Origin of the sequence: Roseomonas aerilata DSM 19363 (assembly GCF_000711725.1) — a bacterium.
Taxonomy (GTDB): Bacteria; Pseudomonadota; Alphaproteobacteria; order Acetobacterales; family Acetobacteraceae; genus Roseomonas; species Roseomonas aerilata.
In genome coordinates this window covers 31,202-56,138 of the sequence record NZ_JONP01000025.1, presented here as the reverse complement: position 1 = coordinate 56,138, position 24,937 = coordinate 31,202, and the positions used below count along the sequence as shown (strand labels likewise).

Annotated in this window: 23 protein-coding genes; 11 read left to right on the top strand and 12 right to left on the bottom strand. The window is 70.1% G+C overall.

Features of this window, described 5'->3' with window-relative positions; genetic code table 11:
• Positions 1 to 6 precede the first annotated feature (6 nt).
• From BO39_RS22070 to BO39_RS22040, 7 genes are read right to left on the bottom strand one after another with little or no spacing between them, the layout of a single operon-like run.
• Entirely contained in the window at positions 7 to 921 is a 915-nt protein-coding gene (locus BO39_RS22070; RefSeq protein ID WP_043837559.1) for an ABC transporter substrate-binding protein, read from the bottom strand.
• A gap of 49 nt (positions 922 to 970) precedes the next feature.
• Positions 971 to 2,164 (bottom strand): FAD-dependent monooxygenase, encoded by a 1,194-nt coding sequence (locus BO39_RS22065; RefSeq protein WP_043837556.1) that lies wholly within the window; start codon positions 2,162 to 2,164, stop codon positions 971 to 973.
• A gap of 27 nt (positions 2,165 to 2,191) precedes the next feature.
• Positions 2,192 to 2,896 carry an ABC transporter ATP-binding protein gene (locus BO39_RS22060; protein WP_043837554.1) on the bottom strand — a complete coding sequence of 235 codons (705 nt, stop codon included), beginning with the start codon at positions 2,894 to 2,896 and terminating at the stop codon, positions 2,192 to 2,194.
• Positions 2,896 to 3,669: an ABC transporter ATP-binding protein gene (locus BO39_RS22055; RefSeq protein WP_211257516.1), complete on the bottom strand. Its 774-nt coding sequence runs from the start codon at positions 3,667 to 3,669 to the stop codon at positions 2,896 to 2,898. The genes BO39_RS22060 and BO39_RS22055 overlap by 1 nt, the downstream gene beginning before the upstream one ends.
• A gap of 9 nt (positions 3,670 to 3,678) precedes the next feature.
• Positions 3,679 to 4,668: a branched-chain amino acid ABC transporter permease gene (locus BO39_RS22050; protein ID WP_043837549.1), complete on the bottom strand. Its 990-nt coding sequence runs from the start codon at positions 4,666 to 4,668 to the stop codon at positions 3,679 to 3,681.
• Positions 4,669 to 4,673: 5 nt separating this feature from the next.
• Positions 4,674 to 5,555, bottom strand: coding sequence for a branched-chain amino acid ABC transporter permease (locus tag BO39_RS22045; RefSeq protein WP_211257515.1), 882 nt, complete (start codon positions 5,553 to 5,555; stop codon positions 4,674 to 4,676).
• A gap of 18 nt (positions 5,556 to 5,573) precedes the next feature.
• The gene (locus tag BO39_RS22040) at positions 5,574 to 6,716 is read right to left on the bottom strand and encodes an ABC transporter substrate-binding protein (protein WP_211257514.1); all 1,143 of its coding nucleotides are present in this window, start codon (positions 6,714 to 6,716) and stop codon (positions 5,574 to 5,576) included.
• A 400-nt stretch (positions 6,717 to 7,116) separates the two neighbouring features.
• On the opposite strand from BO39_RS22040, the gene BO39_RS22035 reads away from it, so the two are divergent.
• A complete protein-coding gene (locus BO39_RS22035; protein WP_052402446.1) occupies positions 7,117 to 7,806 on the top strand; it encodes a TetR/AcrR family transcriptional regulator in 690 nt (229 codons plus the stop codon).
• Here the strand turns inward: BO39_RS22035 and BO39_RS22030 are convergent.
• The 5 genes from BO39_RS22030 to BO39_RS22010 form a co-directional block, all read right to left on the bottom strand.
• Positions 7,803 to 9,011, bottom strand: a complete 1,209-nt coding sequence (locus BO39_RS22030; RefSeq protein ID WP_043837547.1) for an FAD-dependent monooxygenase — start codon at positions 9,009 to 9,011, stop codon at positions 7,803 to 7,805. The two genes, BO39_RS22035 and BO39_RS22030, sit on opposite strands and share 4 nt — an antisense overlap.
• 36 nt (positions 9,012 to 9,047) lie before the next feature.
• Complete coding sequence (locus tag BO39_RS22025) at positions 9,048 to 10,100, bottom strand: 2,5-dihydroxypyridine 5,6-dioxygenase NicX family protein (protein ID WP_043837545.1); 1,053 nt, start codon at positions 10,098 to 10,100, stop codon at positions 9,048 to 9,050.
• 96 nt (positions 10,101 to 10,196) lie between these two features.
• Entirely contained in the window at positions 10,197 to 10,499 is a 303-nt protein-coding gene (locus tag BO39_RS22020; protein WP_043837543.1) for a hypothetical protein, read from the bottom strand.
• A 90-nt stretch (positions 10,500 to 10,589) separates the two neighbouring features.
• The gene (locus BO39_RS22015; protein ID WP_043837541.1) at positions 10,590 to 11,582 is read right to left on the bottom strand and encodes an NADPH:quinone oxidoreductase family protein; all 993 of its coding nucleotides are present in this window, start codon (positions 11,580 to 11,582) and stop codon (positions 10,590 to 10,592) included.
• Between the two features lie 13 nt (positions 11,583 to 11,595).
• Complete coding sequence (locus BO39_RS22010) at positions 11,596 to 13,242, bottom strand: class I adenylate-forming enzyme family protein (protein ID WP_043837538.1); 1,647 nt, start codon at positions 13,240 to 13,242, stop codon at positions 11,596 to 11,598.
• A 139-nt stretch (positions 13,243 to 13,381) separates the two neighbouring features.
• Between BO39_RS22010 and BO39_RS30310 the strand changes: the two genes are divergently transcribed.
• The 10 genes from BO39_RS30310 to BO39_RS21960 all read left to right on the top strand — a co-directional run bounded on the left by BO39_RS30310 (position 13,382) and on the right by BO39_RS21960 (position 24,936).
• Positions 13,382 to 14,218 carry a GntR family transcriptional regulator gene (locus tag BO39_RS30310; protein WP_052402445.1) on the top strand — a complete coding sequence of 279 codons (837 nt, stop codon included), beginning with the start codon at positions 13,382 to 13,384 and terminating at the stop codon, positions 14,216 to 14,218.
• A gap of 136 nt (positions 14,219 to 14,354) precedes the next feature.
• Entirely contained in the window at positions 14,355 to 15,212 is an 858-nt protein-coding gene (locus tag BO39_RS22000; RefSeq protein WP_043837535.1) for an FAD binding domain-containing protein, read from the top strand.
• On the top strand, positions 15,209 to 15,700 hold the full coding sequence (locus BO39_RS21995) for a (2Fe-2S)-binding protein (protein ID WP_043837533.1): 492 nt from the start codon (positions 15,209 to 15,211) through the stop codon (positions 15,698 to 15,700). The genes BO39_RS22000 and BO39_RS21995 overlap by 4 nt, the downstream gene beginning before the upstream one ends.
• Complete coding sequence (locus tag BO39_RS21990) at positions 15,700 to 18,045, top strand: xanthine dehydrogenase family protein molybdopterin-binding subunit (protein WP_052402444.1); 2,346 nt, start codon at positions 15,700 to 15,702, stop codon at positions 18,043 to 18,045. Before BO39_RS21995 ends, BO39_RS21990 begins: the two co-directional genes overlap by 1 nt.
• On the top strand, positions 18,042 to 18,902 hold the full coding sequence (locus BO39_RS21985; RefSeq protein ID WP_043837531.1) for an FAD binding domain-containing protein: 861 nt from the start codon (positions 18,042 to 18,044) through the stop codon (positions 18,900 to 18,902). The genes BO39_RS21990 and BO39_RS21985 overlap by 4 nt, the downstream gene beginning before the upstream one ends.
• On the top strand, positions 18,899 to 19,384 hold the full coding sequence (locus BO39_RS21980) for a (2Fe-2S)-binding protein (protein ID WP_043837528.1): 486 nt from the start codon (positions 18,899 to 18,901) through the stop codon (positions 19,382 to 19,384). Before BO39_RS21985 ends, BO39_RS21980 begins: the two co-directional genes overlap by 4 nt.
• Positions 19,381 to 21,738, top strand: coding sequence for a xanthine dehydrogenase family protein molybdopterin-binding subunit (locus tag BO39_RS21975; protein WP_043837526.1), 2,358 nt, complete (start codon positions 19,381 to 19,383; stop codon positions 21,736 to 21,738). Before BO39_RS21980 ends, BO39_RS21975 begins: the two co-directional genes overlap by 4 nt.
• The gene (gene pyrC / locus BO39_RS21970) at positions 21,735 to 22,781 is read left to right on the top strand and encodes a dihydroorotase (protein ID WP_043837524.1); all 1,047 of its coding nucleotides are present in this window, start codon (positions 21,735 to 21,737) and stop codon (positions 22,779 to 22,781) included. The genes BO39_RS21975 and pyrC overlap by 4 nt, the downstream gene beginning before the upstream one ends.
• A gap of 16 nt (positions 22,782 to 22,797) precedes the next feature.
• Positions 22,798 to 23,787, top strand: coding sequence for a type 2 periplasmic-binding domain-containing protein (locus BO39_RS21965; protein ID WP_043837522.1), 990 nt, complete (start codon positions 22,798 to 22,800; stop codon positions 23,785 to 23,787).
• 177 nt (positions 23,788 to 23,964) lie between these two features.
• Positions 23,965 to 24,936, top strand: a complete 972-nt coding sequence (locus BO39_RS21960) for a tripartite tricarboxylate transporter substrate binding protein (protein ID WP_043837520.1) — start codon at positions 23,965 to 23,967, stop codon at positions 24,934 to 24,936.
• The last annotated feature ends 1 nt before the right edge of the window (position 24,937 follow it).

Sequence of the window (24,937 nt, the reverse complement as noted above, 5' to 3'; positions counted from 1 at the left end):
CGCGGCTTACCAGAGGGGGCGCATGCGCTCGGCCACCACGTCCGCATAGGGCACGTCGGTGTCGAGAATGCCGATGGCCTGTGAGAAACGGTTCATGCCGGTCACGAATTCCGGCGTCAGCTGCGCCTGGTAGAAGGGAAGGTCGCGGCGGATCAGCGCCTCGATGCGGTCCGCTTCCTCCGGGAAGAGCCTCTCCCCGACCTCCCGGGCGCGTGACGCATCGGCCCGAAGGACGTTCTGCGCGTCCACGATGGCGCGCACGGCAGCCTCGGCCGCTTCAGGCCTTTCCGCGATCAGCCGATCTGTCGCGGCGATGGTCGGCATGGTGTAGTTGAAGGCGTCCTCCGGCCCATCGCCGCGGCGCACGTCGAGCACGACGGTGCCCACGCCGCGGCTCACCGCGATCTCCGCGCCCATGCCGTTCGCCCAGAAGCCGTCCACCACGCCGGCCTCAAGGGCGCCCACGGCCATGAGACCGAAATTGACCCGCGGCTCCAGCGACATCGGCGTCGGGGCGATGGTGACCTCGTCCCGCACGGGGTCGATGCCGGCCTGGATCAGGAGGTGCCGCAGGCCCATTCCGACCCAGGGCGCAGCGCCGATGCGCTTGCCCTTCACCACCTCGAGGTCCCCGCGCTTGGCGCCGAGATCGGCGCGCATGACCAGGAACCAGTACATGCCCTGCGACTGTGCGCAGAGCAGCTTCGCGCCCGCCCAGCGCGGGAAGGCCGAGAGCGCCGAATGGGCCGAGCCTGCGACAAGATCCACCGCCCCGTCGCGCATGGCCTCGTAAGCGCGTTCCACAGGCGAGATGAGCTCGATCTGTGCGTCGATCCCATGGGCGGCAAAGCAGCCGAGCTCCACCGCCGCTTCGGCGGGGAAGTAGGAGGGCGAGACGAGGTCGGGGATGGCGATCTTCATGGCGCCAGCCTCGCGCCAGGCGGCCGTCCTGAAAAGGGGCCCTGACCCCCTAGGCGCTTCCGGCGACGTCGTGCTCGTAGAGCCAATCCCCGCCGAGGCCGGTCTTCTGCGGGTTGATGAGGCCTTTCGCAAAATAGACGGCGTCGCGCCAGCGGCGCGCCCAGGGTGAGACGAGGTGGTTCTTCCGCCCCTGTTCCCGCGCCCGCAGCAGCACGCGGGTGGTGCGGGGGATGCGCTGGCGCTCATAGGCCGCGAGCGCCGCCGGAAAACCGGAGGCACCGGCCTCGCCGACCTCCCGGCCGAGGACGTAGCCGTCCTCAAGCGCCATGGCCGCACCCTGGGAAAGGAACGGGAGCATGGGATGCGCGGCGTCGCCCAGCAGGGTCGCCCGCCCCTTGGTCCAGCTCTCCTGCGGGTCGCGGTCGTAGAGGCCCCATTTGAAGACCTCCTCGGCCATGCCGAGCAACGTCAGCAGGCGGGGGTGCCAGCCAGGGTAGGCGGCGAGCATCTCATCACGGGTGGAACGGGCGCTCCAACTCTCGTCCTGCCACGCCGCCGTCTCGTGGACGGCGACGATGTTCACGCCCCGCCCACCGCGGATCCAATAGGTGACGACGTGCCCGTGCGGGCCGTTCCAGACGGAGGTGGCGGGGGCGACGAGGTCGAAGTCCGGCACCTCGAAGGGCACGATGCCGCGCCAGCACATGGTGCCGGTGTAGCGCGCCGGCACGTCGCCGAAGAGCGTGCGGCGCACGACGGAATGGATGCCGTCCGCGCCGACGACGAGGTCGCCTTCCGCCTCGCTGCCATCGGCAAAGCGGGCGACCGCCTGCTCGCCTTCGGTGCGGATGCCCGTGCAACGGGCGCCGAGATGAAGCGGGGCGCCCGCGGTGCCCTTCAGCAGGATGGCGTGCAACTCGGCACGATGTGCCTGCAGATAGGGGGCGCCATACATCGTCGTGCTGTCGGAAAGGGGGGTGCGGAAGGCTTCCCGCCCCGTGATGCCGTCGAGGCCGATGATGGCCTGCGGCCGGAAGCCGGCGCGCAGGATATCCTCCTCCAGTCCGAGGCCGCGCAGCGCCTTCACCCCGTTCGGCGTGATCTGGATGCCAGCGCCCACCTCGCCAATGGCGGCGGCCTGCTCGTGGATGGAAACCTCGGCACCGCGGCGGCGGAGCGCGGTGGCGGCGGCGAGGCCGCCGAGGCCGGCACCGATCACGATGACCTTGGGCGCGCGGGGCATGTCTGAACCCTCGTGATGCGGGGCGGCTCAGCCGCCGAGATAGGCCTGGAGCATCGTCTTGTCCGCACGAAGCGCCCGCGTCGGGCTGTCCGCGACGACACGGCCGGAGGAGAGGACATACGCGCGGGAGGCCAAGTGCAGGGCGAGGCTGATGTTCTGCTCCACCAGCAGCACGGAGACGCCGCGCGCGTGCACGGCGCGGATGATGCCGGCGACCTGCTGCATCAACAGCGGGCTGAGCCCAAGGGAGGGCTCATCCAGAAGGAGCAGCTTCGGTGCCGACATGAGCGCGCGTCCCACCGCCAGCATCTGCTGCTGGCCGCCGCTGAGTCGCCCCGCATATTCCGTGCGCCGTTCCCGCAGCACGGGGAAGCTCGTGAAGACCTCCTCCATGCGGTCGCGGATCGCGGTGCGATCCGAGACGGTATAGGCACCCAGTTCGAGGTTCTCGGCTACCGTCATGCGCGGCCAGACCTTGCGTTCCTCGGGGCAGTGGGCCAGTCCGAGCCGGACCACGGCGTCAGGCTCCGCACGGGTGATCTCCTGGCCGTTGAAGCGGATCCTCCCCGCGCGCGGGCGCAGCAGGGCGGAGATGGTGCGCAGCGTGGTTGTCTTGCCCGCGCCGTTCGGACCGAGCAGGGCGACGACCTCGCCCTCGCCGACGCTGAGGGAGACGCCCTGGAGGATGGTGACGGCACCGTAACCGCTCGTCACCCCGTCGAGCTCGAGCATCAGGCCGGCTCCTCCTCGAAGGGCGTGCCGAGATAGGCCTCGACGACGCGCGGGTCCTCCTTCACCTGGGCGGGCGTGCCCTCCGCGATCTTCTCGCCGAAGTTCAGCACCACGACGCGGTCGGAAACGGCCATGACGAGGTCCATGTCGTGCTCAACCAGAAGAATGGTGAGGCCGGTCTCGTCGCGCAGGCGGCGCAGCAGGGCCGTCAGGTGCTCGCCCTCGCGGCTGTTGAGGCCAGCGGCCGGCTCATCGAGCAACAGCAGGCGCGGGCGGACGCAGAGGGCGATGGCGATCTCCAGCAGGCGGAGCTGGCCGTAGGCCAGGCGCTTGGCGGGCGTCGCGCTGAACTTCGCGAGGTCGAGAAGTGCGAGGATACGGCGCGCCTCCTCCATCGTGCGCGCGGCCTTTTCGCGCGCCGGGCTGAGGCCGAGCACGTCGCTGGTCAGATCGGCGCGCAGGTGGAGGTAGCTTGCGAGGCGCAGGTTCTCGATCACGGGCAGATTGGCAAAGACATTGGTGATCTGGAAGCTGCGAACCATGCCGTGCCGCGCGATGGCCTCGGGCGGGAGGCCCGTCACCTCGTCGCCCTCCAGCCTGACATGGCCGGTATCCGGCCGTGCGAAGCCGGTGACGAGGTTGAACAGCGTTGTCTTCCCCGCACCATTCGGACCGATGAGGCTGACGATCTCGCCTTTCGCGACGGTCAGGTTGACGTCCTTCACGGCCTGCAGGCCGCCGTAGCGCTTCGAGATCCCGCTAATTTCGAGCATCGCCATCCTTCAGGGCCGCAAGGGGGAGTCGAGGGCCGCGGTGGCCTGATCGGCCTCCAGCGTCGGGCGACGCCAGCGCGCGGCCAAGCTGACCAGGCCGTCCGGCAGAAAGATCACGGCAAGGACAAGGAGGATGCCGAAGATGCTCAGCCGCGCCTCGTTCACCGAGCGCAGGAGTTCGAGCGTGATGCCGACGACCGCCGCGCCGAGCAACGGCCCGAGCAGCGTGCCGCGGCCGCCGATCACCACCATCATCAGCGCGGAAAGGGTGAAGCCGAAGCCCAGCACCTCCGGCCCGACGAAGGTGAGATAGTGGGCGTAGAAGGAACCCGCCAGTCCTGCCAGCGCGCCGCCCACCACGAAGGCCACGAGAGCGTGGCGGAAGGGGTCGATGCCAACGGCGCGGGCGAGGCGCCGGTTCTCCCTCACCGCGATGGCGCCGAGGCCGTAGCTGGATCGCGCGAAGCGCCAGGCGGCGAGGAGCGTCAGGGCGAGAAGGGCGAGGCCGAGATAGTAGAAATGGATCTTGGAGGAGAAATCGGCCAGCACCGTGCCGCCCAGGGAAAGGCGCGGCGCGGGGACGTTGGGATAGCCAAGGGGGCCGCGCAGCAGATCGATGGAATTGATGACGACGTAGCGCAGCACCTCCGCGAAGGCCAGTGAGATGAGGACAAAGAAGTGCCCCTCAAGCCGCAGGGTGATCGAGCCGATGAGCAGCGCGGCGAGACCCGCGACTACCCCCGCCACCGGGAGGCACGCGAAGAAGGGCAGGCCGGCTTCCAGTGAGAGCACGGCGGAGGCATAGGCGCCGAGGCCGAAGAAGGCTGCGTGGCCCAGCGACAGCTCCCCGACATAGCCGACGATCAGGTTCAGGCTGGTAGAGAGCATCGCGTAGAAGAAGGTCATGATCAGCAGATGCATGACGTATTGGCCACCCGCAAAGGCCGGCAGGATCGCGGCGAGCAGGAGCAGAAGCACGACGGTGCGGTTCTCGGTCATGGGGCTCAGCCCTCGCGCGCGGCGGGAGCGCCGAGCAACCCGCTGGGACGGAAAAGAAGGATGGCGATGACGAGGACGAAGCCGACCGCGTCCATGTAGCCGGTGGAGACGAAGCCGCCCCAGAGGCTCTCGGCAAGGCCGAGCAGGAGGCCGCCCAGCACAGCCCCGGGCAGACTTCCGATGCCGCCGAGAATGATGACGACGAAAGCCTTCACCGCCGCGGGCTCCGCCGTGTTGGGATGCACAACGAAAACGGCGCCGAGGAGGATGCCGGCCAGCCCCGCGAGCGTCGTGCCGAGGGCGAAGGTAAAGCGGTGGACGCGCGCGATGGGGATGCCCGCGAGAGCCGCGGCCTCAGGCTGCTGGAAGACCGCACGCATGGCCCGCCCCGCGCGGGTATGGGCGATCAGCACCCAGGTGGCGAGGATCGCGACCGCCGAGACGCCGATCGCCAGCACGCGGGACTGGGAGATGATGACGTCGCCGAGGAAGAACGGCGGGCCGGAGAAGCCGGTCTCCACGTTTTTCGGCTCAGTGCCGAAGAGCATGAGCATGGTGTTCACGAGAAAGGTCGAAAGGCCGATCGTTACCAGCGTGACCGGCAGAATATGCGCGTCCCGCATGCGGGCGAGCAGGCCGCCCTCGATCGCCACGCCCACGGCCCACATCACCAGGAGCACGGCAGGCACGGCCGCCCAGAAGGGCAGGCCGAGCCGGTTCGTCGCCTCGCTGGCGAGCATGCCCCCAAGCACGAAGAGCGCGCCATGGGCGAAATTGACGATGTTCATCAGCCCGAAGACAAGGGAGAGGCCGAGCGCCATCAGCGCGTAGAAGCAGCCCGTCACCACGCCGTTCAGCGCGAATTGCAGTATATCGCCCAGGAGCACCGATCTCTCCTCCGCGCTTCAGTCGGCGCGCTCGATGCGCGCCGTGCCGCGGACTTCCGGCCGGCCATTCTCGATCTCTACGACATAGAGCTGCAGGCCGTAGACCTGGTGCTTGCCGTCGAAGCGCAGGTTGCCGGTTGGGCCGGTATAGTCGGTAGCTTCCAACGCGGTCTGGATCGCGACCGCGTCCGTGGAGCCGGCGCGGGCGATGGCCTGGGCGATGAGGTGCATCGTGGTGTAGCCGGAGGCCGAGTACTTGCCGGGGTCCTCGTTGTTGGCGGCGCGGTAGGCCTGCACGAAGGCGGCGTTGAGGTCGCCCGGCGCAGTCGCCGTATAGGCGACGCCTGCCAGCAGCCCATTGGCCGCGGAGCCGACGAGATTCAGGAAGGTAGGCGTGGACCAGGCGCCGACGCCGAAGATCCTGGAGGAAAGGCGCAGCTCGCGTGCCTGCTTCACCAGGGTCGCGGCGGCCTGGGTCTCGGCCACGACAACCACGAGATCAGGCCGCGCGCTGCGGATGCGGGTCAGCGGCGTGTAGAAGTCGCTGGCGGAATGATCGAAGAACTCGGCCATCGATATGGTGACGCCAAGTCGTTCGAAGACGCCGCGGAATGCACCGACGGTGCCGCGGCCCCAGTCGTCGTTGACGGCGAGGAAGGCGACAGTCTTCGCCTTCGTCTGCTCCACCAGCCCGCGCGCGAAGGCAGCGGCGAGCACCGCGTCGGTTTCGGCGTTGCGGAAGAACCAGCGGTTGCCGGCCTCTGTCAGCGTGGGAAGGGAGGAGACGCCGGTCACTAGCGGGATGCGGTTACGCTCGGCAATCGGCATCACCGCCTGGGTTGCGCCACTGCAGAAGGCGCCCATCAGGGCGGCGACCTTCTCGGAAGTGATGAGGCGTTCCGCGGCAGCGACGGAATCGGCCGGGCGGCAGGCGCCATCGGCGATCACGAGCTCTAACGGACGACCGAGCACACCGCCGGCGCGGTTGATCTCCTCGGCTGCGAGGCGCGCGCCGCGCAGCACGCTCGTCCCGTCGAAGGCGACGGGGCCGGTCTGGGGTTCGATGACACCGATGCGGACGGACTGGGGCTGGGCGATCGCGGCACTGGCCGAGGCGCCGAGCATCACAAGACCAGCGAGGAACCGACGAAGGTCCAACATTCCCATTCTCCTTGCCCACTCGGGCCTTGGCGACGGCAAGCGCCGCTGGATGGAACTGCTTCCGAGCAAAGCAAGCAGAATGCCAGCCAGAGCGCCACAGATATTTGGTCAACCAATTAATTGAGCCGCTCTTCCGTCCTGCCGGCAGTAGTGGTTCCATGCCCTGCTCAAGAGGAGGAAGCCCCATGTCCGACGCGCTGGCGCGTCCGTTGCGCGACCCGTGCCGGGCTGTTCGTGAGTCGACGTTCGCGAAGCTCTGCCATCCCGCGGCGACGGCATGGGCCGTGCCTCGTGGCCAGTGGAGTGCAGCGTGATGCGTGCCGGAACTGGCCGTGGCAGCGGGTCAGCACCACCCGCAGCGACACCGGCCCTTGCTCTTCGAGGGGGCGCGAAGAAGGTTGTGCGGCGCCGGACCGGCCCAGGACGGCCGGAGGGTCCAAGCGACCTGCGGGAACGCATCCTCGATGCGGCCGAGCGCAAATTCGGCAACCTGGGATTCGATGGCGCCTCCCTGCGCGACATCGCGGGTGAGGCGGGCGTGACGCAGGCCCTGGTGAACTACTACTTCCAGTCCAAGCAGGGTCTCTTCGAGGAAACCTATCGACGCCGGGCGGAAATGATCGGGCAGGACCGGCTGGCGCGGCTCGCCGCCCTCAAGTTGCAGCCGACGCCGCTGACCCTGCCTGAACTGATCGAGGCCTTCATTGCGAGCATCCTCTCGCTTCGTGGGTCGCCGGGCGGGCGCGCCTTCATCCGCTTGCAGGCGCGGCTCAACCTGGAGACGGGACGTGCCGCGCTGCGGATGCGGCGCGAAAGCTATGACAGTTCGACCCACGCCTATGTGCAGGAGTTCCGGCGCTGCGTTCCGCACCTGACGGAGGCGGCTGCCTATATCCGATTCGTGCTGATGGTCGGTGCCTATCTCTACGCCGTTTCTGATACGAATCGATTGGACGAGCTGTCGAAGACCGCGGCCAACACGGCGGACCTGATGGCGGAGACCGTCGCCTTCATGGCCGGCGGCTTCGAGGCCGTGGCCGCGCCGGTGGGGAGCGCCTCGGCGCGGCCGCGGGCGAAGCGGCGCGCCTAGGCCGGTTGAAGCTGCGGCTGCACGGTCGTTGCATCGTAATCATAAACCCAGTTGGCGCCCAGACCGGTGGTCTGCGGGTTGATGACGCTGCGGACGAAGTATTTTACGTCTCGCTTGATCTGCGCGAAGCGGGAGCTGAGGTGGTAGGTCTTCCCGCGTTCCCGCGCCTCCAGTTGCACGCGCGCAGTGCGCGGGCGGCGCAGTGCCTCGTAGCGGGCCAGGCCTTCCACTGGGTTCTCCGCAGCGGCCAGGCTGCTGGCGAGCACGTAACCGTCCTCGATCGCCATGGCCGCGCCTTGCGAGAGGAAGGGCAGCATGGGATGCGCCGCGTCGCCAAGCAGCGTGGCCCGGCCCTTGGTCCATCCCGGCATCGGGTCGCGGTCGAAGAGGCCCCACTTGAAGGTGTCGGTGACGTTGGAGAAGAGCTTCTGCAGATTCGGGTGCCAGCCGGCATAGCCGGCCATCAGTTCCTCCCGCGTGCTGGGCGTGGTCCAGGACTCTGCCACCCAGTCCTTCGATTCAAGCACGGCGACGATGTTCACTGCCCGGCCGCTGGAGACGTAATACGTCACGACATGCCCGTTCGGACCGAGCCAGAAGGAGGAATCCGGGCTGACGAAGTCGAGCGGCTGCCGATCGAAGGGCACCACCGCGCGCCAGCACATGTTGCCGGTGTAGAGCGCGGGTTCGTCGCCGAAGAGCTCGCGGCGCACAATGGAATGAATGCCGTCCGCGCCGACGATGACATCGGCCTCGAACTCCGTGCCATCGGCGAACACGGCGGCGGCGGTGTTCCCGGCCTGTCGGATGCCAACGCAGGGTGAGGCGAGACGCGCCTCACCCGGCAGCAGTTGCTCGGCCAGGATGCGGTGCAGGTCGGCGCGGTGCACGTGGAAGAAGGGCGCGCCATAGAGGCGGGGGCAGTCCTCGGCGAGCGGCGTGCGCCACATCACGCGGCCGCTCCGCCAGTTCCGCCCGATGATGTTCTGCGGCAGGAAGCTGACGGCCCGCAACTCCTCGAACAGGCCCAGAGCCCGCATCACCTTCACCGCGTTCGGCGTCATCTGGATGCCGGCGCCGACCTCGCCGAAAGCCGCGGAGCGCTCGAAGAGCCGCGGCTCCAACCCGTTCTGCCGAAGCGCGGCGGCCAGGGCGAGGCCGCCGATCCCGCCCCCGACGATGCCGACGCGAAGCTTACGCTGCATGGAATGCTCCGTTTGGTCAGGCAGGATCCCGCGCGCCTATTCGGCGGCGAGCGCGACCTGGTCGAGGACCTTGCCGTCGCGCGTCACTTCCTGTCCGTCGAGGCGGACCGTGCAGTGCCGCAGCGGAATATCGATGTGGCAGGGCGTGTTGCGCGTGCCGCCTGCCTCGGTATTCGGGCCGAGCGAGAAGAGGAAGTTGCCCGCGAAGGCCCGCGCGTCCATCCCGATCGTCTGCTCGCGGTCGTAGAGCGACAGCACGGACCAGCGCGCCCGGTCCTGCAGCCCCCAGCCGATATGGGAGATGGCATAGGCCTCGGGATCGTTGAAGGACTGCATGTAGTCCTGCAGCAGATCCGCATCGAGCCCGCCCTCGACCTTCGTCACGTAACCGTTCCGGACGGTGAGCACGATGCGGTCCTGCACGTAGGACTTCTGCGGCAGCAGGATGTCACCACGGTCGATCACGATGGTGCCCTCGGACCGGCCCTCGTTGGGCCAGGTCGCCAGGAAGCCGCTCGGCCAATGGTCCCAGCGGCCCGGGGCATCCACGAAGCCGTACTCCTCCAGCAGCGGGTAGTCGCCCAGCGCGCAGCGGAGGTCCGTGCCGGCAGGGGAGGTGACGTGCATCTCGCGCGCGGCGCGCAGCTTCTCGGCCGCGGCCTTCACCCGCCGCTTGTCCTCCATGGTCGGCACCAGCCGCGCCAGCACCTCAGGCGGCTCCACCGCCAGCAGCATGCGCGTGCCGCTCTCCAGGATCTCGCCCTGCTCGGGCGAGAAGAGCAGCAGCATGAGGTCGAGCACAAGGTCGCTGGCCTTGAGCGCGGCCATGCCGGCGGGGTTCCCCGTCAACGGCGTATCGCCCACGAAGGCCAGGGCGTCGCGCGACAGCGAGGCGTGCCCATTCATCGCCGGCAAGTCCAGGCGGTTCACGATGGCGCCCATCCCTTTTGCCGCGATCAGCGCCGTGGATAGGGTCTGCGGGTGCGTCACCGGGCCCGTCAGCACCGTTACCACCTCGCCGGGCTTCAGCTCCGATAACGTCAGGACCTTTTTCCAGGCCTCGACCATGTCCGCGTCACTGATGGGCATCGGGCGGTCCTTTCATCCAGCGGCGTGAATTGAGCGGCTAATTAATTCTAGCCGCCGCGGATCACTTGTCGAGGGGAATGCGTCCTCCGCCCCGTGCTAACGTCCGGTCCGCTCGGCTTCGGGCGCCGGCTCGGTGCTGCCAGGGGGAAGCAGCTCCCGCGACAGCTCGTTCAGCTCGCGCAACTGGCTCCGCTCACTGTCGTCGCTCGGGGAGGTGCCGTCCTGGCGCAGGCGCTGTTCCGTCTCGCCGCGGGTGGGCTGGTGCTGCCGCCCGTTCCAGATGGGGCTGTTGCCCGCCGTGCCCTGGGCAAGGGCCGCCGGTGCAGCGAGGAACAGCGCGGACGCGGCGCAGGCGAGGATCCGGAACGACTGGTGCCGGAAGCCTTGTGAAATCTTCATGCTGCAATCCCTGCGGCGGTGATCCTCGCGGCACGGGTCTGTGCCGGGCTGCCAGGTTAACGCCCGAAGGAGGCCCGAGTCTGCCGGGCCTCAGCTCCCTGGCAGCAGGACGATCCGTTCACGCACGCTGCGGTCAAGCAACGCCCCCAGCGCCTCCCGTGCCTGGGAGAGGGGATAGGTGCGGAAGGGCGGTGCGTGCAGCTTGCCCGCCTCATGAAGGGAGAAGATCTCCTCGAAGCAGTGCCGCGCGAGCGCCGGCATGCGCTTGCGGTAGTCGCTGATCTGCAGCCCACTGACCTCTATGTTCTTCACCAAGAGGTAGTTCGCCTTGACCGCAGGGATGCGCCCGGCCGCGAAACCGATCACCACCAGCCGGCCGCGCCACGCAAGAGCTCGAAGTGCGGCGTCGAACGGGTCTCCGCCGAGCATGTCCAGCACCACGTTCGCCCCGGCGCTACCGGTCTCGGCCCGAACTTGGTCCCTCAGGCTATCGCGCAGCGGCTCGCGCGAGAGGTCGATCACCGCATCCGCTCCGGCCTCGCGCACGAGGTCGGCCTTGGCCATGGAGGAGACGCCGGCCAGCACCTTGGCGCCGAACGCCTTGGCGAGCTGTATGGCGGCGATGCCCACTGCCCCGGTTGCTCCCAGCACCAGCACGCTCTCGCCCGGCTCCACCCGCGCGCGCTCGCGCAGCGCGAACCAGGCGGTGTCGGCCGCCAGCGACATGGAAGCCGCCTCCTCGACGCTCATGCCGTCCGGCAGGCGGTAGCACTGGTTGGCTGGCGCCACTGCCAACTCGGCATAGCCGCCGATCTCCGCCATGGCGAGCACGCGCTCGCCTATCGAAAGGCCTGTCACGCCTTCTCCCAGCGCGGCGATCGTGCCTGCGGGCCCCTTGCCGGGGGTGAAGGGCCGCTCGGGCAGGAACTGGTAGGTGCCGCCGATCACCAGCGTGTCCACGAAATTGGCCGCCACCGCGCCGACGCGCACCAGCACCTCGCCTCGGCCCGGCACCGGGTCCGGCCGCTGCTCCACCGAGACGGCGTCGATCCCGCCGAACTCCCGCACGACAACTGCCCTCATCGCGCGTCCTCCCTCAGGCCCGCGCCGGCAGGCGGACGGGACGGGGCTGCAGCTCGCCCGCCTCCACCCGCGCCGCGACCGCGCGCTTGAGGATCTTGCCGCTGGCCGTCAGCGGGATCTCCTCCACCAGCAGGAAGTATTCGGGCTGGTCATATTTTGAGAGGCCCGCGGCATCGAGGTGCAGCAGGATATCTTCCGCCCCCACCACGGCGCCGGGGCGCGGCATGACGGCCAGGCACACCTTCTCGCCAAGGCGCTCGTCCCGCACGGGCAGGGCGGCGGCGCGCAGCACGGCGGGGTGCTGCATGGCCAGCGTCTCGATCTTCGCGGGGAAGATGTTGTGGCCGCCGCGGATGATCACGTCCTTCTTGCGGCCGGTGATACGGATATAGCCGGCCTCGTCCACCCAGCCGAGGTCACCCGTCATGAACCAGCCGGCCGTGTTGAAGCTATCCTCGGTCGCGCCCTGCTCGTCGAAGTAGCCGAGCATCAGGGAGGCGCCGCGCCCGCCGATCTGGCCGACCTCGCCCGCCGGCAGCTCGCGCTCGGCGTTGTCCCGGTCGAAGACGCGCACCTCATATCCCGGGCAGACGCGGCCGGAGGTCTCCACCATCCGCTCCGGCGGGTCGTCCGGCAGGGTGTAGTGGTGGGAGGAAGCCTCGGTCATGCCGTAGCCGCTCTGCGGTGTCACGCCGTGCTCGATCAGCCCCGCGACGACTGCCCGCGGAACGGCGGCGCCGGAAACGCGAAAGCCACGGACCCGGCCGAGAGTCTTCATCCCCCGCGCGCGCATCTCGTGCAGCAGGTCGATCGCGTGGGTGGGAACGCCGACGAGGTAGCTCGTGTTCGTCTCCACCAGCCGGTCCAGCAGGGAGCGACCGCGCGGCAGGTCGTGGATCACGAGTTCCGCCCCGCAGAGGAGGGCGATCACCATCGAGCCGAAGCCAAGATTGTGCGAGAGCGGGGAGAGGGTGGCGATGACGTCATCTGGGCCCAGGGACCAGTCCGCCACGATGGCGCGCGCATTGCCCAGCAGCGTGTTGTCGCTGTGCATCACGCCCTTGGGAGCACCCGTCGTGCCCGAGGTGAAGGCGAGATAGACCACACTGTCGGGGTCAGCCACCGGTGGCGCGGGGGTGGCCCCGCTTTCGGGCCAAGGCGGCGTGGCTTCCGAAGCCTTCTCCAGTCGGCGGACGAGCCGGAGGGAGGGAATGGTGGAGACCTGGGCGAAAATGTCGTGCCGGTCCGCGTCGGCGCCGTAGCCTGGCTGGGCGATCAGCGCTGCGGCCCGCATGCGCGTCAGCAGCCCCGCCACTTCGGCCACGGTGTGGTCCCGGTGCAGGGAGGGGCAGAGCACCAGCCCGTCGCGCGAGCAGGCGAGGAGGGCGACGGCCACCTCCACCCGGCTGGGCAACCAGGCTGCCACGCGCTGGCCCCGCCGCAGCCCGGCGCCGCGCAGTTCGGCCGAGAGCCGGTCGGCGGCCGCGACCAGATCCCCGATGGCGATACGCCGCCCCGCCTCGCGCAGGGCGGGCGCACCGGGATCGCGCGCGGCGCGCTCGGCCGCCAGGGCGTAGATCGTCTCCTCGCGCCAGAAGCCGGATTCATAGCCTTCGCGCAGGCGTTCGCGGCTGAGGGTGGTGAGAAGGGGGTTGCTCATGCGCCTCGCCCGGCGGGCCGTTCCGCCATAATGTCAGGACAATACTTCCCGAGCACGAGGTGGTGTCAACCGCCGGGCGCGTTTTTCGACGCGGGACCCATCCTGGTCTAGACGGAAAGAACGTCCGAGAAAGGCCGCCATGCCCCCTGTCCATCCCCGCGCCGAGCTCGTCCGAGACGCCCCGGACCGGATCCCCGGCCGCGACGCACCCGGCGCCTTCGCGCTGAAAAGCCTGCCGCCACTCGACCTTTCAAGCGCAATGCCACTCTACATGCAGCTCGCCGAGCGGCTCTCGGCCCCTATCCAGGCGCGCCACGCGGCGCTGGTGGGCCATTCCCTGCCGACCGAGCTGGAGTGCATGGCCTATTTCGGCGTCAGCCGGCCCACCGTGCGTCAGGCGATGGCGCAGCTCGTCTCCATGGGCCTCGTCGCGCGCGGGCGGGGGCGGGGCACCTTCGTGGCGCCGGAGCGGCTGAACCACGATGTCAGCCTCGCCTTCGAGGATGAGATGCGGGCCGCCCGCCGCACCGTGCGCTTCCAGCTTCTGGGGCGGCGGGAGGTGCCGGCCCCCGCGGTCATCGCCCAGCGCCTCGGGCTGAAGGCAGGGGAAGCGGTGGAACATATAGAGCGCCTGCGCTTCCTCGACGACGAGGTCTTCGCCTTCGAGCAGCGCTACCTGCCCCTGTCAGTGGCCCACCACGTCACGGCGGAGATGCTGCAGGAGATGGCCATCATCTCCCTGCTGACGGCCGCGCTGGGTGCGTCGCCCGCGCGCATCACCAACACCGTGCGCTGCATCCCGACGGAGGCGCGCATCGCCCGCGCGCTGGGCGTACCCGGACGCACGCCGCTGCTGCATACCGAGCACACCTATTTCGCCGCCTCCGGCGCGCCGGTGCTGCACGGCACGGTGTGGTTCCACGGCGAACGCTTCCAGTTCACCCTCGACTCGCCGATCCAAGCGGGGGTGCGCTGATCCGCCGGGCTTGACGTGGCGGCCTGCCCTGCGTCAAATGTCCTGACATTATGGCGGCGGGCGCCGGCCCGCGCGGAGGCGTCCCCATGGCGATGAACCGGAGCAGGAGGCCCCTGGGCAGGGCCCTTCGCCGCGCATGAAGCCGGCCCCCTTCCGCTACCACGCGCCCCGCACCGAGGCGGAGGCCCTTTCCCTCCTGGCGGCGCTGGCGCCGGAGGAGGGGAGGGTCATCGCGGGCGGACAGAGCCTCGTGCCCGCCATGGCGCTGCGGATCGCGCGCCCCTCGCACCTTGTGGACATCAACAACGTCGCCGGCTTCGACCGTCTGGCGGTCGAGGACGGATGGCTGCGCGTCGGCCCCCTCGTCCGCCACGCGGCGTTGGGGGAGGGGGCCGTTCCCGGCCCGCTCGGCCGGCTGCTGGAGGCCGTGCGCGGCCATATCGCGCACCTGCCGATCCGCACCCGCGGCACCGTCTGCGGCAGCTTGGCGAATGCCGACCCGGCCTCCGAATGGTGCCTCCTGGCCACAACCCTCGGCGCCCGCTTCCATGCGCGCAGCCTGCGGGGGGAGCGGGTAATCGAGGCCGATGCCTTCTTCGGCGGCTTCATGACCACAGCTCTCGCCCCGGACGAGATCCTGGTGGAACTCCGCCTACCGGTCCTGTCCGACGCCGCCCGCACGGGCTTCCACGAGTTCAGCCGCCGGGCGGGGGACTTCGCCCAGGCCGCCGCGCTCGCCGTTCTGGAACTGCGCGAGGGGGTGATCGCCGCGCCGCGCCTCGGCCTCGGGGCCGTCGAGGACCGTCCGCGCCGACTTCGCGAAGCGGAAGCTCTGCTCGCTGGCCGCGCGCCCTCCGAGGCGCTGTTCCACGAGGCCGCCGCCACTGCCCGTACCGGCCTCGTGCCCATGGACGAGGATCCTTACCGCCTCGATCTCGCCGAGACCGTCATCCGGCGTGCCCTCTCGGCCGCGGCGGGGATGCCCGCGCCATGAGCGACGCCATGCACGACTTCACCCTCACCGTGAACGGCCAGGCCTACGCCATCCGCGTGGAGGCGCGCCGCACCCTGGCCGACGCCCTCCGCGAGGATTGCGGCCTGACCGGTACGCATCTCGGCTGCGAGCACGGCGTCTGCGGCGCCTGCACCGTGCTGATGGACGGCCAGCCCGTGCGCGCCTGCCTTCTTTTCGCCGTGCAGGCGGAGGGCCGCGCGATCCGCACGGTGGAGGGCCTGGCCGAGGGCGGGGCGCTGAACCCGCTTCAGCGCGCCTTCGCCGAGAACCACGCCCTGCAATGCGGCTACTGCACGCCGGGCTTCCTCATGCTCGGAACCGCCATCCTGGAGACGGACCCTAGCATAAGCGACGAGGCGTTGGTGGAGGCGCTCTCCTCCAATCTCTGCCGCTGCACCGGTTACGCCAACATCGCGCGCGCGATCCGCGCGGCGGCAGACGCGATGAGCACGGAAGGGGCAACGTGATGGACGGCATCACCCCCGCGGCGGGCCGTCGCATCCTGCCCGCCGGCCCCGGCAAGGTGGTCGGCCGGGGCGTCGCGCGCATCGAGGACGGGCCACTGCTGCGTGGCGAGGGACGCTTCGCCGCCGACGTGAACTTCTCGCGCCAACTCCACATGCGCGTGGTTCGCGCCGAACTCGCCCATGCCCGCCTCCTGCGCGTGGACGCCTCCGCCGCGCGCGCCATGCCCGGCGTCGTCGCGGTCTGGACGGCCGAGGACGTGGCGGAGATCCCGCCCATCCCCTTCCGCGCGACGAAGGTGCGGGGCCTCGAGCCCTATTGCCAGCCGGTCCTCGCGCGCGACCGGCTGCGGTATGTTGGCGAGCCCGTTGCCGTCGTTTTCGCCGAGGACGCCTATCGCGCCGAGGACGCGGCCGAGATGGTGGTCGTGGAGGCGGAGGAGCTTCCCGTGCTGCTCGACGCCACCGCGCCACCGGCCGAGTTCGCCTCAGGTCTCGACACGGAGCCCACGGTTGTCCGCAAGGAGTACGGCGAGGTCGGTGCCGCGTTCCGCGCGGCACACGCGGTGATCGAACTGGAACTCTCGGTCGGCCGGCATTCCGGCGTGCCGCTGGAGACGCGCGGCGCCATCGCCCGCTACGACGCCTCGTCCGACGTGCTGGAGCTGCACGGCACCGCCAAGAAGCAGCACTGGAACCGCGACGAGATCGCCCGCCTGCTCGGGCGCCCGCCGAACGGCGTGCACCTCTTCGAGGGGCATGTCGGCGGCGGCTTCGGCGTGCGCGGCGAGCTCTATCCGGAGGACCTGCTCGTCTGCGCCGCGGCGCTGCGCCTGCGCCGGTCCATCAAGTGGATCGAGGACCGGCGCGAGCACTTCGTCGCCACCAACCACTCCCGCGAGCAGCACCACCGCATCCGCGCTGCCGTGGACGCGGAGGGGCGGCTGCTCGCGATCGACGACGTCTTCTTCCACGACCAGGGCGCCTATGTTCGCACCCACGGCGCGCGCGTGGCGGACCTGGCAGCGGGCATGCTGCCCGGCCCTTACCGCCTGCCGGCTTATCGCGTGGCCGGGCATTTCCGCCTGACCAACAAGACCCCCGCCGCCACCTACCGCGCCCCTGGCCGCTTCGAGACGACCTTCGTGCGGGAGCGGCTGATGGATGCCGTCGCCAACCGCCTTGGCCTCGATCCGGTGGAGGTGCGGCGCCGCAACCTCGTCGCCGCCGCCGAGATGCCCTTTGCGCGCCCGCTCGACACGCTCGGCACGGACATCATCCTCGACTCCGGCGACTACGAGGGCTTGCTGGACAAGGCGCTCGCACGCTTCGGCTGGGACGCGATGCAGGAGGAACTGGCTGCCAGACGCGCCACTGGCGAGTGCGTCGGCGCCGGCCTCGCTTTCTTCGTCGAGAAGAGCGGCCTCGGCCCCTCGGACGGCGTGCGCGTTTCCATCGATGCGACGGGCGCGGTGGAACTGGTCAGCGGTGCGGCCTCGGTGGGGCAGGGCGTCGAGACGGTCCTGGCGCAGATCTGCGCAGAGGCCCTGGGCGTGGACTACGCCCGCATCCGCGTTGTGCGCGGCCGCACGGACCGGATTGAGTTCGGCAACGGCGCCCATGCCTCCCGCGTCACCGTCATGTCCGGCTCCGCCACCTGGGAGGCGGCGCTGGCGGTGCGGGAAATGGCGCTGGAGACGGCGGGCACGCTGCTGCAACTCTCTCCCTCCGAGCTGACGATCGCCGAAGGCGTGGTGTGCCGAGCCGATGGCCCGGCCGGTCCTTCGGTGACGCTCGCGGAGGTCGCTCGCCGCATGGGCCCGAACGCGCCGGAGATGCGCGGCCGCACGCCCGGCCTGACTGCCGAGCGGTGGTTCTGGAGCGACCACATGGTCTATCCCTACGGCGTGCACCTCGCGCAACTGCGCATCGACCGCGGCACGGGCGCGGTCACGGTGGAGCGCTACCTCGTCGCCAACGACATCGGCCGGGCGATCAACCCGGTGCTGGTGGAAGGCCAGATCCGCGGCGGCTTCGCTCAGGGCCTCGGCGGCGCGCTCTTCGAGGAGTTCCGCTACGACCCGCAGGGCCAGCCGCTCTCCACCACCTTCGCCGACTACCTCATCCCCACCATTGCCGAGATGCCGGTAGTAGACGTGCTGATCGCCGAGGACGCGCCGAGCCCGCTCAACCCGCTGGGCGTGAAGGGCGCCGGGGAGGGGGGAACGAACGCGGTCGGTGCCGCCGTCGCCGCGGCTGTGGACGACGCACTGCGCCGGCCCGGTGCCGTTACCTCCCTGCCCATCCTGCCCGCGCAGGTGCGCCGGATGCTGGACGGCGCTGCATGAAGCCCGCGCCCTTCGCCTATCACGATCCCCGCAGCATCGAGGAGGTGCTGGAGCTGCTCGCCTCGCTCGACAACGCGCGGCTTCTCGCGGGCGGGCAGTCGCTGATGCCCATGCTGAACATGCGCGTCGCCTTCCCCGACCACCTGATCGACCTCAACCGCGTGGAGGGCCTGACCGGGATCGCGGAGGAGGGCGGCTCGATCCGGATCGGCGCCATGACCCGCCAGCGCGACATCGAGGAGAGCGCGCTGGTGCGCGCCCGCCTGCCGCTGCTGGCCGAGGCCCTCTCGCATGTCGGGCACCGCCAGACGCGCAACCGCGGCACGATCGGCGGCTCCCTCTGCAACCTCGATCCTTCCGCGGAACTGGTGGCGGTTGCCACGGCACTGGACGCGGTGCTGGAGGTGCAGGGACCGGCGGGCATGCGCGAGCTGTCCATCCACGACTTCCCAACGGGCTTCATGACCCCCGCGCTGGCGCCGGAGGAGATGCTGACCGCTATCCGCCTGCCCCTCCCGCCCGCCCGCCACGGTGCTGCCTTCACCGAGTTCGCGCGCCGGCACGGCGACTACGCCATCGTCTCCGCCGCCGCGCTGCTGGTCATTGAGGGCAGCCGGATCGCGCGCGCCTCGCTCACCCTCGGCGGCCTCGGGGCCGGGCCGCTGCGTCTGCGCAACGCGGAGGCAATGCTGGTCGGCGAAGCTCCTTCCGAAGCCGCCTTCGGCGCTGCCGCCGCCGAATGTGCGGGCATCGAGGCAATGAGCGACCCGCAGGCCCCCGCCTGGTATCGTCGCCGCCTGTCCGCCGTGCTCACGCGGCGCGCGCTGGAGACCGCCGCCGCACGGGCTGCCGTATGACGGCGCGCCGCATCGCCCTGACCGTCAACGGCACGCGCCACGAGGCGGAAACGCCCGTCCGCCAGCACCTCGCTGACTTCCTGCGCGGCACGCTGGGGCTGACCGGCACGCATCTCGGCTGCGAGCACGGCGTCTGCGGTGCCTGCACGGTGCTGCTGGACGGCCGCGCGGTCCGCGCCTGCCTCGTGCTGGCGGTTCAGGCCGAGGGGCGGTCCGTCACCACGGTGGAGGGGCTGGCACCCGAGAACGGCCCGCTTCACCCTCTCCAGGCCGCCTTCTGCGCCAACCACGGGCTGCAATGCGGCTTCTGCACGCCGGGGATGCTCACCACCCTCGCCGAATTCCTGAAGGACAGCCCGGATCCGACGGAGGAGGAGGTGCGGGTCGCCATCTCCGGCAATCTCTGCCGCTGCACGGGCTATGACAGCATCGTCGCGGCGACGATGGAGGCCGCGCGGGCGCTGCGGGAGGCGCGGGCATGACCGCCACGCCCGCGACGACGCGCCTCGTCGGCCGCGACGTGCCGCGCGTGGAGGACGCCGCGCTGATCCGGGGCCGTGGCCGCTTCGTGGACGACATTGCTCCGCCCGGCCTGCTGCACGCCGCCTTCCTGCGCTCCCCCCACGCGCACGCAGCGATCGCGCGCATCGACGCCGAGGCGGCCCGCGCATTGCCCGGCGTGCACGCGGTGTTCACCCTGGCCGATCTCGCGCCCTACCTGACCGACACCCGTCTGGTCGTCGCACTTCCCAGCCCAGCCTATCGGCAGGAGCTGCACCGCCCCGTGCTGGCGCAGACCGAGGTTGTGCATGTCGGCGAGGCCGTGGCGGTGGTAGTCGCCGAGAGCCGCCACCTGGCCGAGGATGCCGCGGCGCTGGTGGAGGTGGAGTACGATCCCCTGCCGCCGGTCGCCGACTGCGTCGCCGCCCTGGAGGCCGGCGCGCCGACCGCCCATCGCGACGCGTCCTCAAACCTCGCCGCGGAGCTGGTGCTCGAGTACGGCGCGGTGGACGCGGTCTTCGCCACCGCCCCACACCGCTTCGCCGAGCGCCTCTCGGTGCATCGCGGCGGCAGCCATTCCATAGAGTGCCGCGGCGTCGTCGCTCGCCCCGACCCGCTGGAGGACCGGCTGACGGTCTGGAGCAGCACACAGACCCCGCACACCGCGCATCGCCTCCTCTGCGACCTGCTGGGGCTGGAGGAGCGGGCGATCCGTGTCATCACCCCCGATGTCGGCGGCGGCTTCGGCCCGAAGCTCATCTTCTATCCGGAGGAGGTGGTGGTCGCGCTCGCGGCCCGCCTTCTCGGCCGCCCCGTGAAGTGGATCGAGGATCGCAGCGAGCACTTCGTCGCCACCACGCAGGAGCGCGACCAGTCCTGGGACGTGGAGCTGGCGACCGACAACGAAGGCCGCATCCTCGGCCTGCGCGGCACGCTGGTGCACGATCACGGGGCCTGGACGGCGCGCGGCGTGAACATCCCGCAGGGCGCGGTCTCGGCCATGCCGCTCGCCTATGTCGTGCCCACCTTCCGCATGGCGATGAAGGTGGCGGTGACGAACAAGGTGCCGACCACCCCCGTGCGCGGCGCGGGCCAGCCGCAGGGCGTCTTCGCCATGGAGCGCCTGCTCGACAAGGCCGCGCGAGGCCTCGGCATCGACCGCGCGGAGATTCGCCGCCGCAACCTCGTTCCCGGTGAGCGCATGCCCTACGCGACGCCGCTGAAGACGCGCGGCGGCATGCAGGTGGTGCTGGACAGCGGCGACTATCCGCGCTGCCAGTCCATGGCCCTTGAGGGGGCCGACTGGGCTGGCTTCCCCGAACGCCAGCGCGCCGCCCGGGCGCAGGGCCGCTACCTTGGCATCGGTATCGCCAACTACGTGGAGGGGACGGGGCGCGGCCCCTTCGAGCACGTTTCCGTTCGCATCGAGCCGTCCGGCCGCATCGTCGTCGCGACAGGGGCAGCGGCGATGGGGCAGTCCACCCACACCATGCTCGCGCAGCTCGTAGCCGAACAGCTCGGCGGCGACATGTCGCGCGTGCAGGTCATCGCCGGCGACACGGCGGCCGCGCCGATGGGCATCGGCGGCTCCAACAGCCGTCAGGCGGTGCTCGCGGGCAGTTCGGCGCATGTTGCCGCCACCCGCGTGCGGGAGAAGGTGCTGCACGTCGCGGCCACGATGCTGGAGGCGGCGGAGGGCGACCTCGAGATCGAGGGCGATGCCGTGCAGGTGAAGGGCGTGCCCGAGATGAAGGTCACGCTCGCCGCCGTCGCGCGCGCGGTGGCGGGCACGCCCGGCTTCGCCATACCCGGTGGCCGCGGCCCCGGCCTCGGCGCCAGCGAGGAGGTTGTGATCGACGCCATGGCCTATGCCAACGGCACCGCGGTGGCGGAGGTGGAAGTGGATGCCGAGACCGGCGGCGTCACCATCAACAACCTCGTCTTCGCGCATGACTGCGGCAACGCGCTACACCCGCGCATCGTGGACGGGCAGCTCATGGGCGGCATCGCCCACGGCATCGGCAACGCGCTGTTCGAGCACATGCGCTACGACGAGGAGGCACAGCCCACCTCCACGACGCTGGCGGACTACCTGCTGGTTACCGCGACCGAGATGCCGCCCGTGCGCATCCTGCACATGCACAGCCCCACCCCGCTGAACCCGCTGGGCATCAAGGGCGTGGGGGAGGCGGGGGTGATCCCCGTTCCCGCCGCCATCGCCTCCGCCATCGAGGACGCGCTCTCGCCCTTCGGTGTCCGCATCGCCCAGGTCCCGCTCTCACCGGTGGACCTGCTCGCGCTCATCGATCCCCAAGCCTCCGGGAGTGCCGCGTGACCCAGCGCCTGACCATCCGCAAGCCAGACGACTGGCATCTGCACGTGCGCGACAACGAGATGATGCGCGCGGCCCTGCCTTGGACGGCCCGCCACTTCGGCCGCGCCATCATGATGCCGAACCTCGTGCCGCCGGTCCGCACCACCGCGGATGCCGCGGCGTACCGCGAGCGCCTCCTCGCTGCGCGCCCACCCGGCTCCGACTTCCAGCCGCTGATGCCGCTCTACCTTACTGACCACACCGATCCCGACGACGTGGAGCGTGGTTTCAAGGAGGGCGTGGTCGCCGGGGTGAAGCTCTACCCCGCCAACGCCACCACCAATTCCGCGGCGGGCGTGACGGATTACGAGCTGATCCGCCCGGTGCTCGCGCGGATGGAGAAGCTCGGCATCCGCTTCCTGATGCACGCGGAGGAGGTGGACCCTGCCGTCGATGTCTTCGACCGGGAAGCCGTCTTTATCGAGCGCCGGCTGATCCCCTGGACGCGCGACTACCCGGGGCTGAAGTTCATCGTCGAGCACCTCTCCTCGAAAGTCGGCGTCGACTACGTGCGTTCTGCCGCCCCGCAGGTCGGCGCCTCCATCACGCCCTACCACCTGGAGCTGAACCGGACGGACTGGCTCGGCTGGGGCAACAAGCCCTACAACTACGTCATGCCCGTCATCAAATCGGAGCCGGACCGGCTCGCGCTACGCGGGGCCGCGACCTCCGGCGAGGCCTGCTTCTTCCTCGGCACCGATTCCGCGCCCCATTCCGTGGCCAAGAAGCTCGCCGTCGTCGGCGCCGCCGGCATCTTCAACGCGCCCGTGGCCATTGAGACCTATGCGAAGGTCTTCGAGGAGGAGGGCGCGCTGGACAGGCTCGAGGCCTTCGCTTCGCTTAACGGCCCCGCGCATTATGGCCTGCCGCCGAACGAGGCGACGATCACGCTGGAGAAATCCTCCTGGACCGTGCCGGAGGAAATCTCGGTCGAGGGGCCGGAGGAGCGCGCCCTCGTCTATCGCGGCGGGGAGACCATGGCCTGGCGCGTGGTGGCGTCGTGATGCGGGCCTCGCTACGGTGAGCCGCGTCCCGCTCAGCCTCTCCTGCGTCGCCTACGACCGCACGCGCGCGCTGTTCGACGGGCGCGTGACGGTCGCCGGCTGCGACCTCTACCCCGTCGCCATGTCACCGGAGGAGGCCTTCCACCGCAACTTCCGTCACCAGGAGTTCGACGTCACCGAGCTCTCCATGTCCAGCTACATGGTCCAGCTCGCGGAGGGACGCTGCCCCTATGTCGGCATTCCCGTCTTTCCCTCGCGCCTCTTCCGCCACTCCTCCCTCTACATCCGCACGGACCGCGGCATCGCGCGGCCGGAGGATCTTCGGGGCAGGATCGTGGGCGTGCCCGAATACCAGATGACCGTCGCGCTCTGGATGCGAGGCATCCTTGCCGACGGGTACGGCGTGCAGCCAGAGGAGATGCGCTGGCGCAGCGGAGGACTGGAGGAGGCGGGACGCGGCAATGTCGTCTCTATCAACCTCCCCGAAGGCGTCGAGCTGCGCCCCATCCCCGAGGGGGAAACGCTCTCCGGCCAGCTCGCCTCCGGCGCGATCGACGCGCTTCTCTCCGCCCGTGCCCCCTCCTGCTTCGGGCGCGTGCCGGAGGTCGTGCGGCTCTTTCCCGACTACCGCGCGGCGGAGGAGGCTTATTTCCGCGAGACGCGAATCTTCCCCATCATGCATCTCGTCGGCATCCGCCGCTCCCTCGTGGAGCGCTTCCCGTGGTTGCCCGTGAACGTGCAGATGGCCTTCGAGGAAGCCAAGCGCCTCTGCCTCATCGACAATGCGAAGATCGGGCATCTCTACACCACGCTTCCCTGGGCGGTGGATGAGCTGGAGCGCACACGCGCGCTCATGGGCCACGACTTCTGGCCCTACGGCGCCGCGGCGAACGCGCATGTGCTGGAGCGCATGACGCACTACGCCTGGTCGCAGGGACTGACCTCGCGGCCTCTCGCGGCCGAGGAGCTTTTCCCGGCCTCGGTGCGGGATCTGGCGAAAGTCTGAGGATTGCTGGGCAACGGGCTAATGTCTTGACATTACGTCCGGGCAAATGCTCGGATCGCTCGTGACACCGCGGCCCGAACCGGCCGCGCATGAACGACGGGTGGCCGCAAGAGCCGCCGTGAGAAACTACGGAAGCGCGTGGCACGGTCGGCGACACCTTCGGGCGGATGGCACCCCATGCTGATGTTGAACAGGCGCACCCTTCTTTCCGCCGCGGCCCTCGCGGCCGCTGGTGGAGGTCGAGCCTGGGCACAGGATTTCCCGGACCGCCCGATCCGCCTCGTGCTGCCCTACGCGCCGGGCGGCGTGGTGGACTATGTCGGCCGCGTCTTCGCGCAAGGGCTGAGCGAGCCGCTGCGCCAATCCGTCGTCGCCGAGAACCGTCCGGGGGCGGGCGGCGTGGTCGGCACCGATTACGTCGCGAAGTCGGCGCCAGACGGCTACGTGCAGCTCATCATGGACCCGGCGATCGTCATCAACCCCTCGCTCCAGTCGCGGGTGCCCTATGATCTCTTCAGGGACCTACGGCCGGTCTCCATCCTCACCAGTTCGCCACTCGTCCTCGTCATCGGGCCGGACCTGCCGGTGCGCAGCGTCGCGGAGTTCGTGGCCTATGCGCGGGCGAACAGGGGACGGCTGAGCTACGCCTCCGCCGGCACCGGCACCACGCCGCACCTGGCCGGCGAGATGTTCGGCCGCATTACCGGCTGCGAGCCGACGCATGTCCCTTATCGCGGCATCGCGGCGGGCTTCACCGACATGATGACGGGGCAGGTGGCCTTTGCCTTCAGCAGCATCGCGGGCGCCCGTGGCCTGGTGAACGACGGCAAGCTGCGCGCGCTGGCCACCACCGGCGCGCAGCGCAGCGCCGCCTTTCCGGACCTACCGACGATGCGAGAGTCCGGGATGGAGGACTTCGTCGTCGATCTCTGGCTCGCGCTGCTCGTCCCGGCCGCAACGCCGGACCGGATCGTCGCGCGCATGCACGCCGCAGCCATGGGGGTGATCCGCCGCCCCGAGACGGCCACAAGCCTCGAGCGCGTCGGCGCCGAGGGGCGCGGCAGCACGAGCGCCGAGGCGGCCACCACCCTTCGCCAGGAGTTCGACACCTGGCGGAAGCTCATCGCCGACGCCAAGATCACGGTCTAGC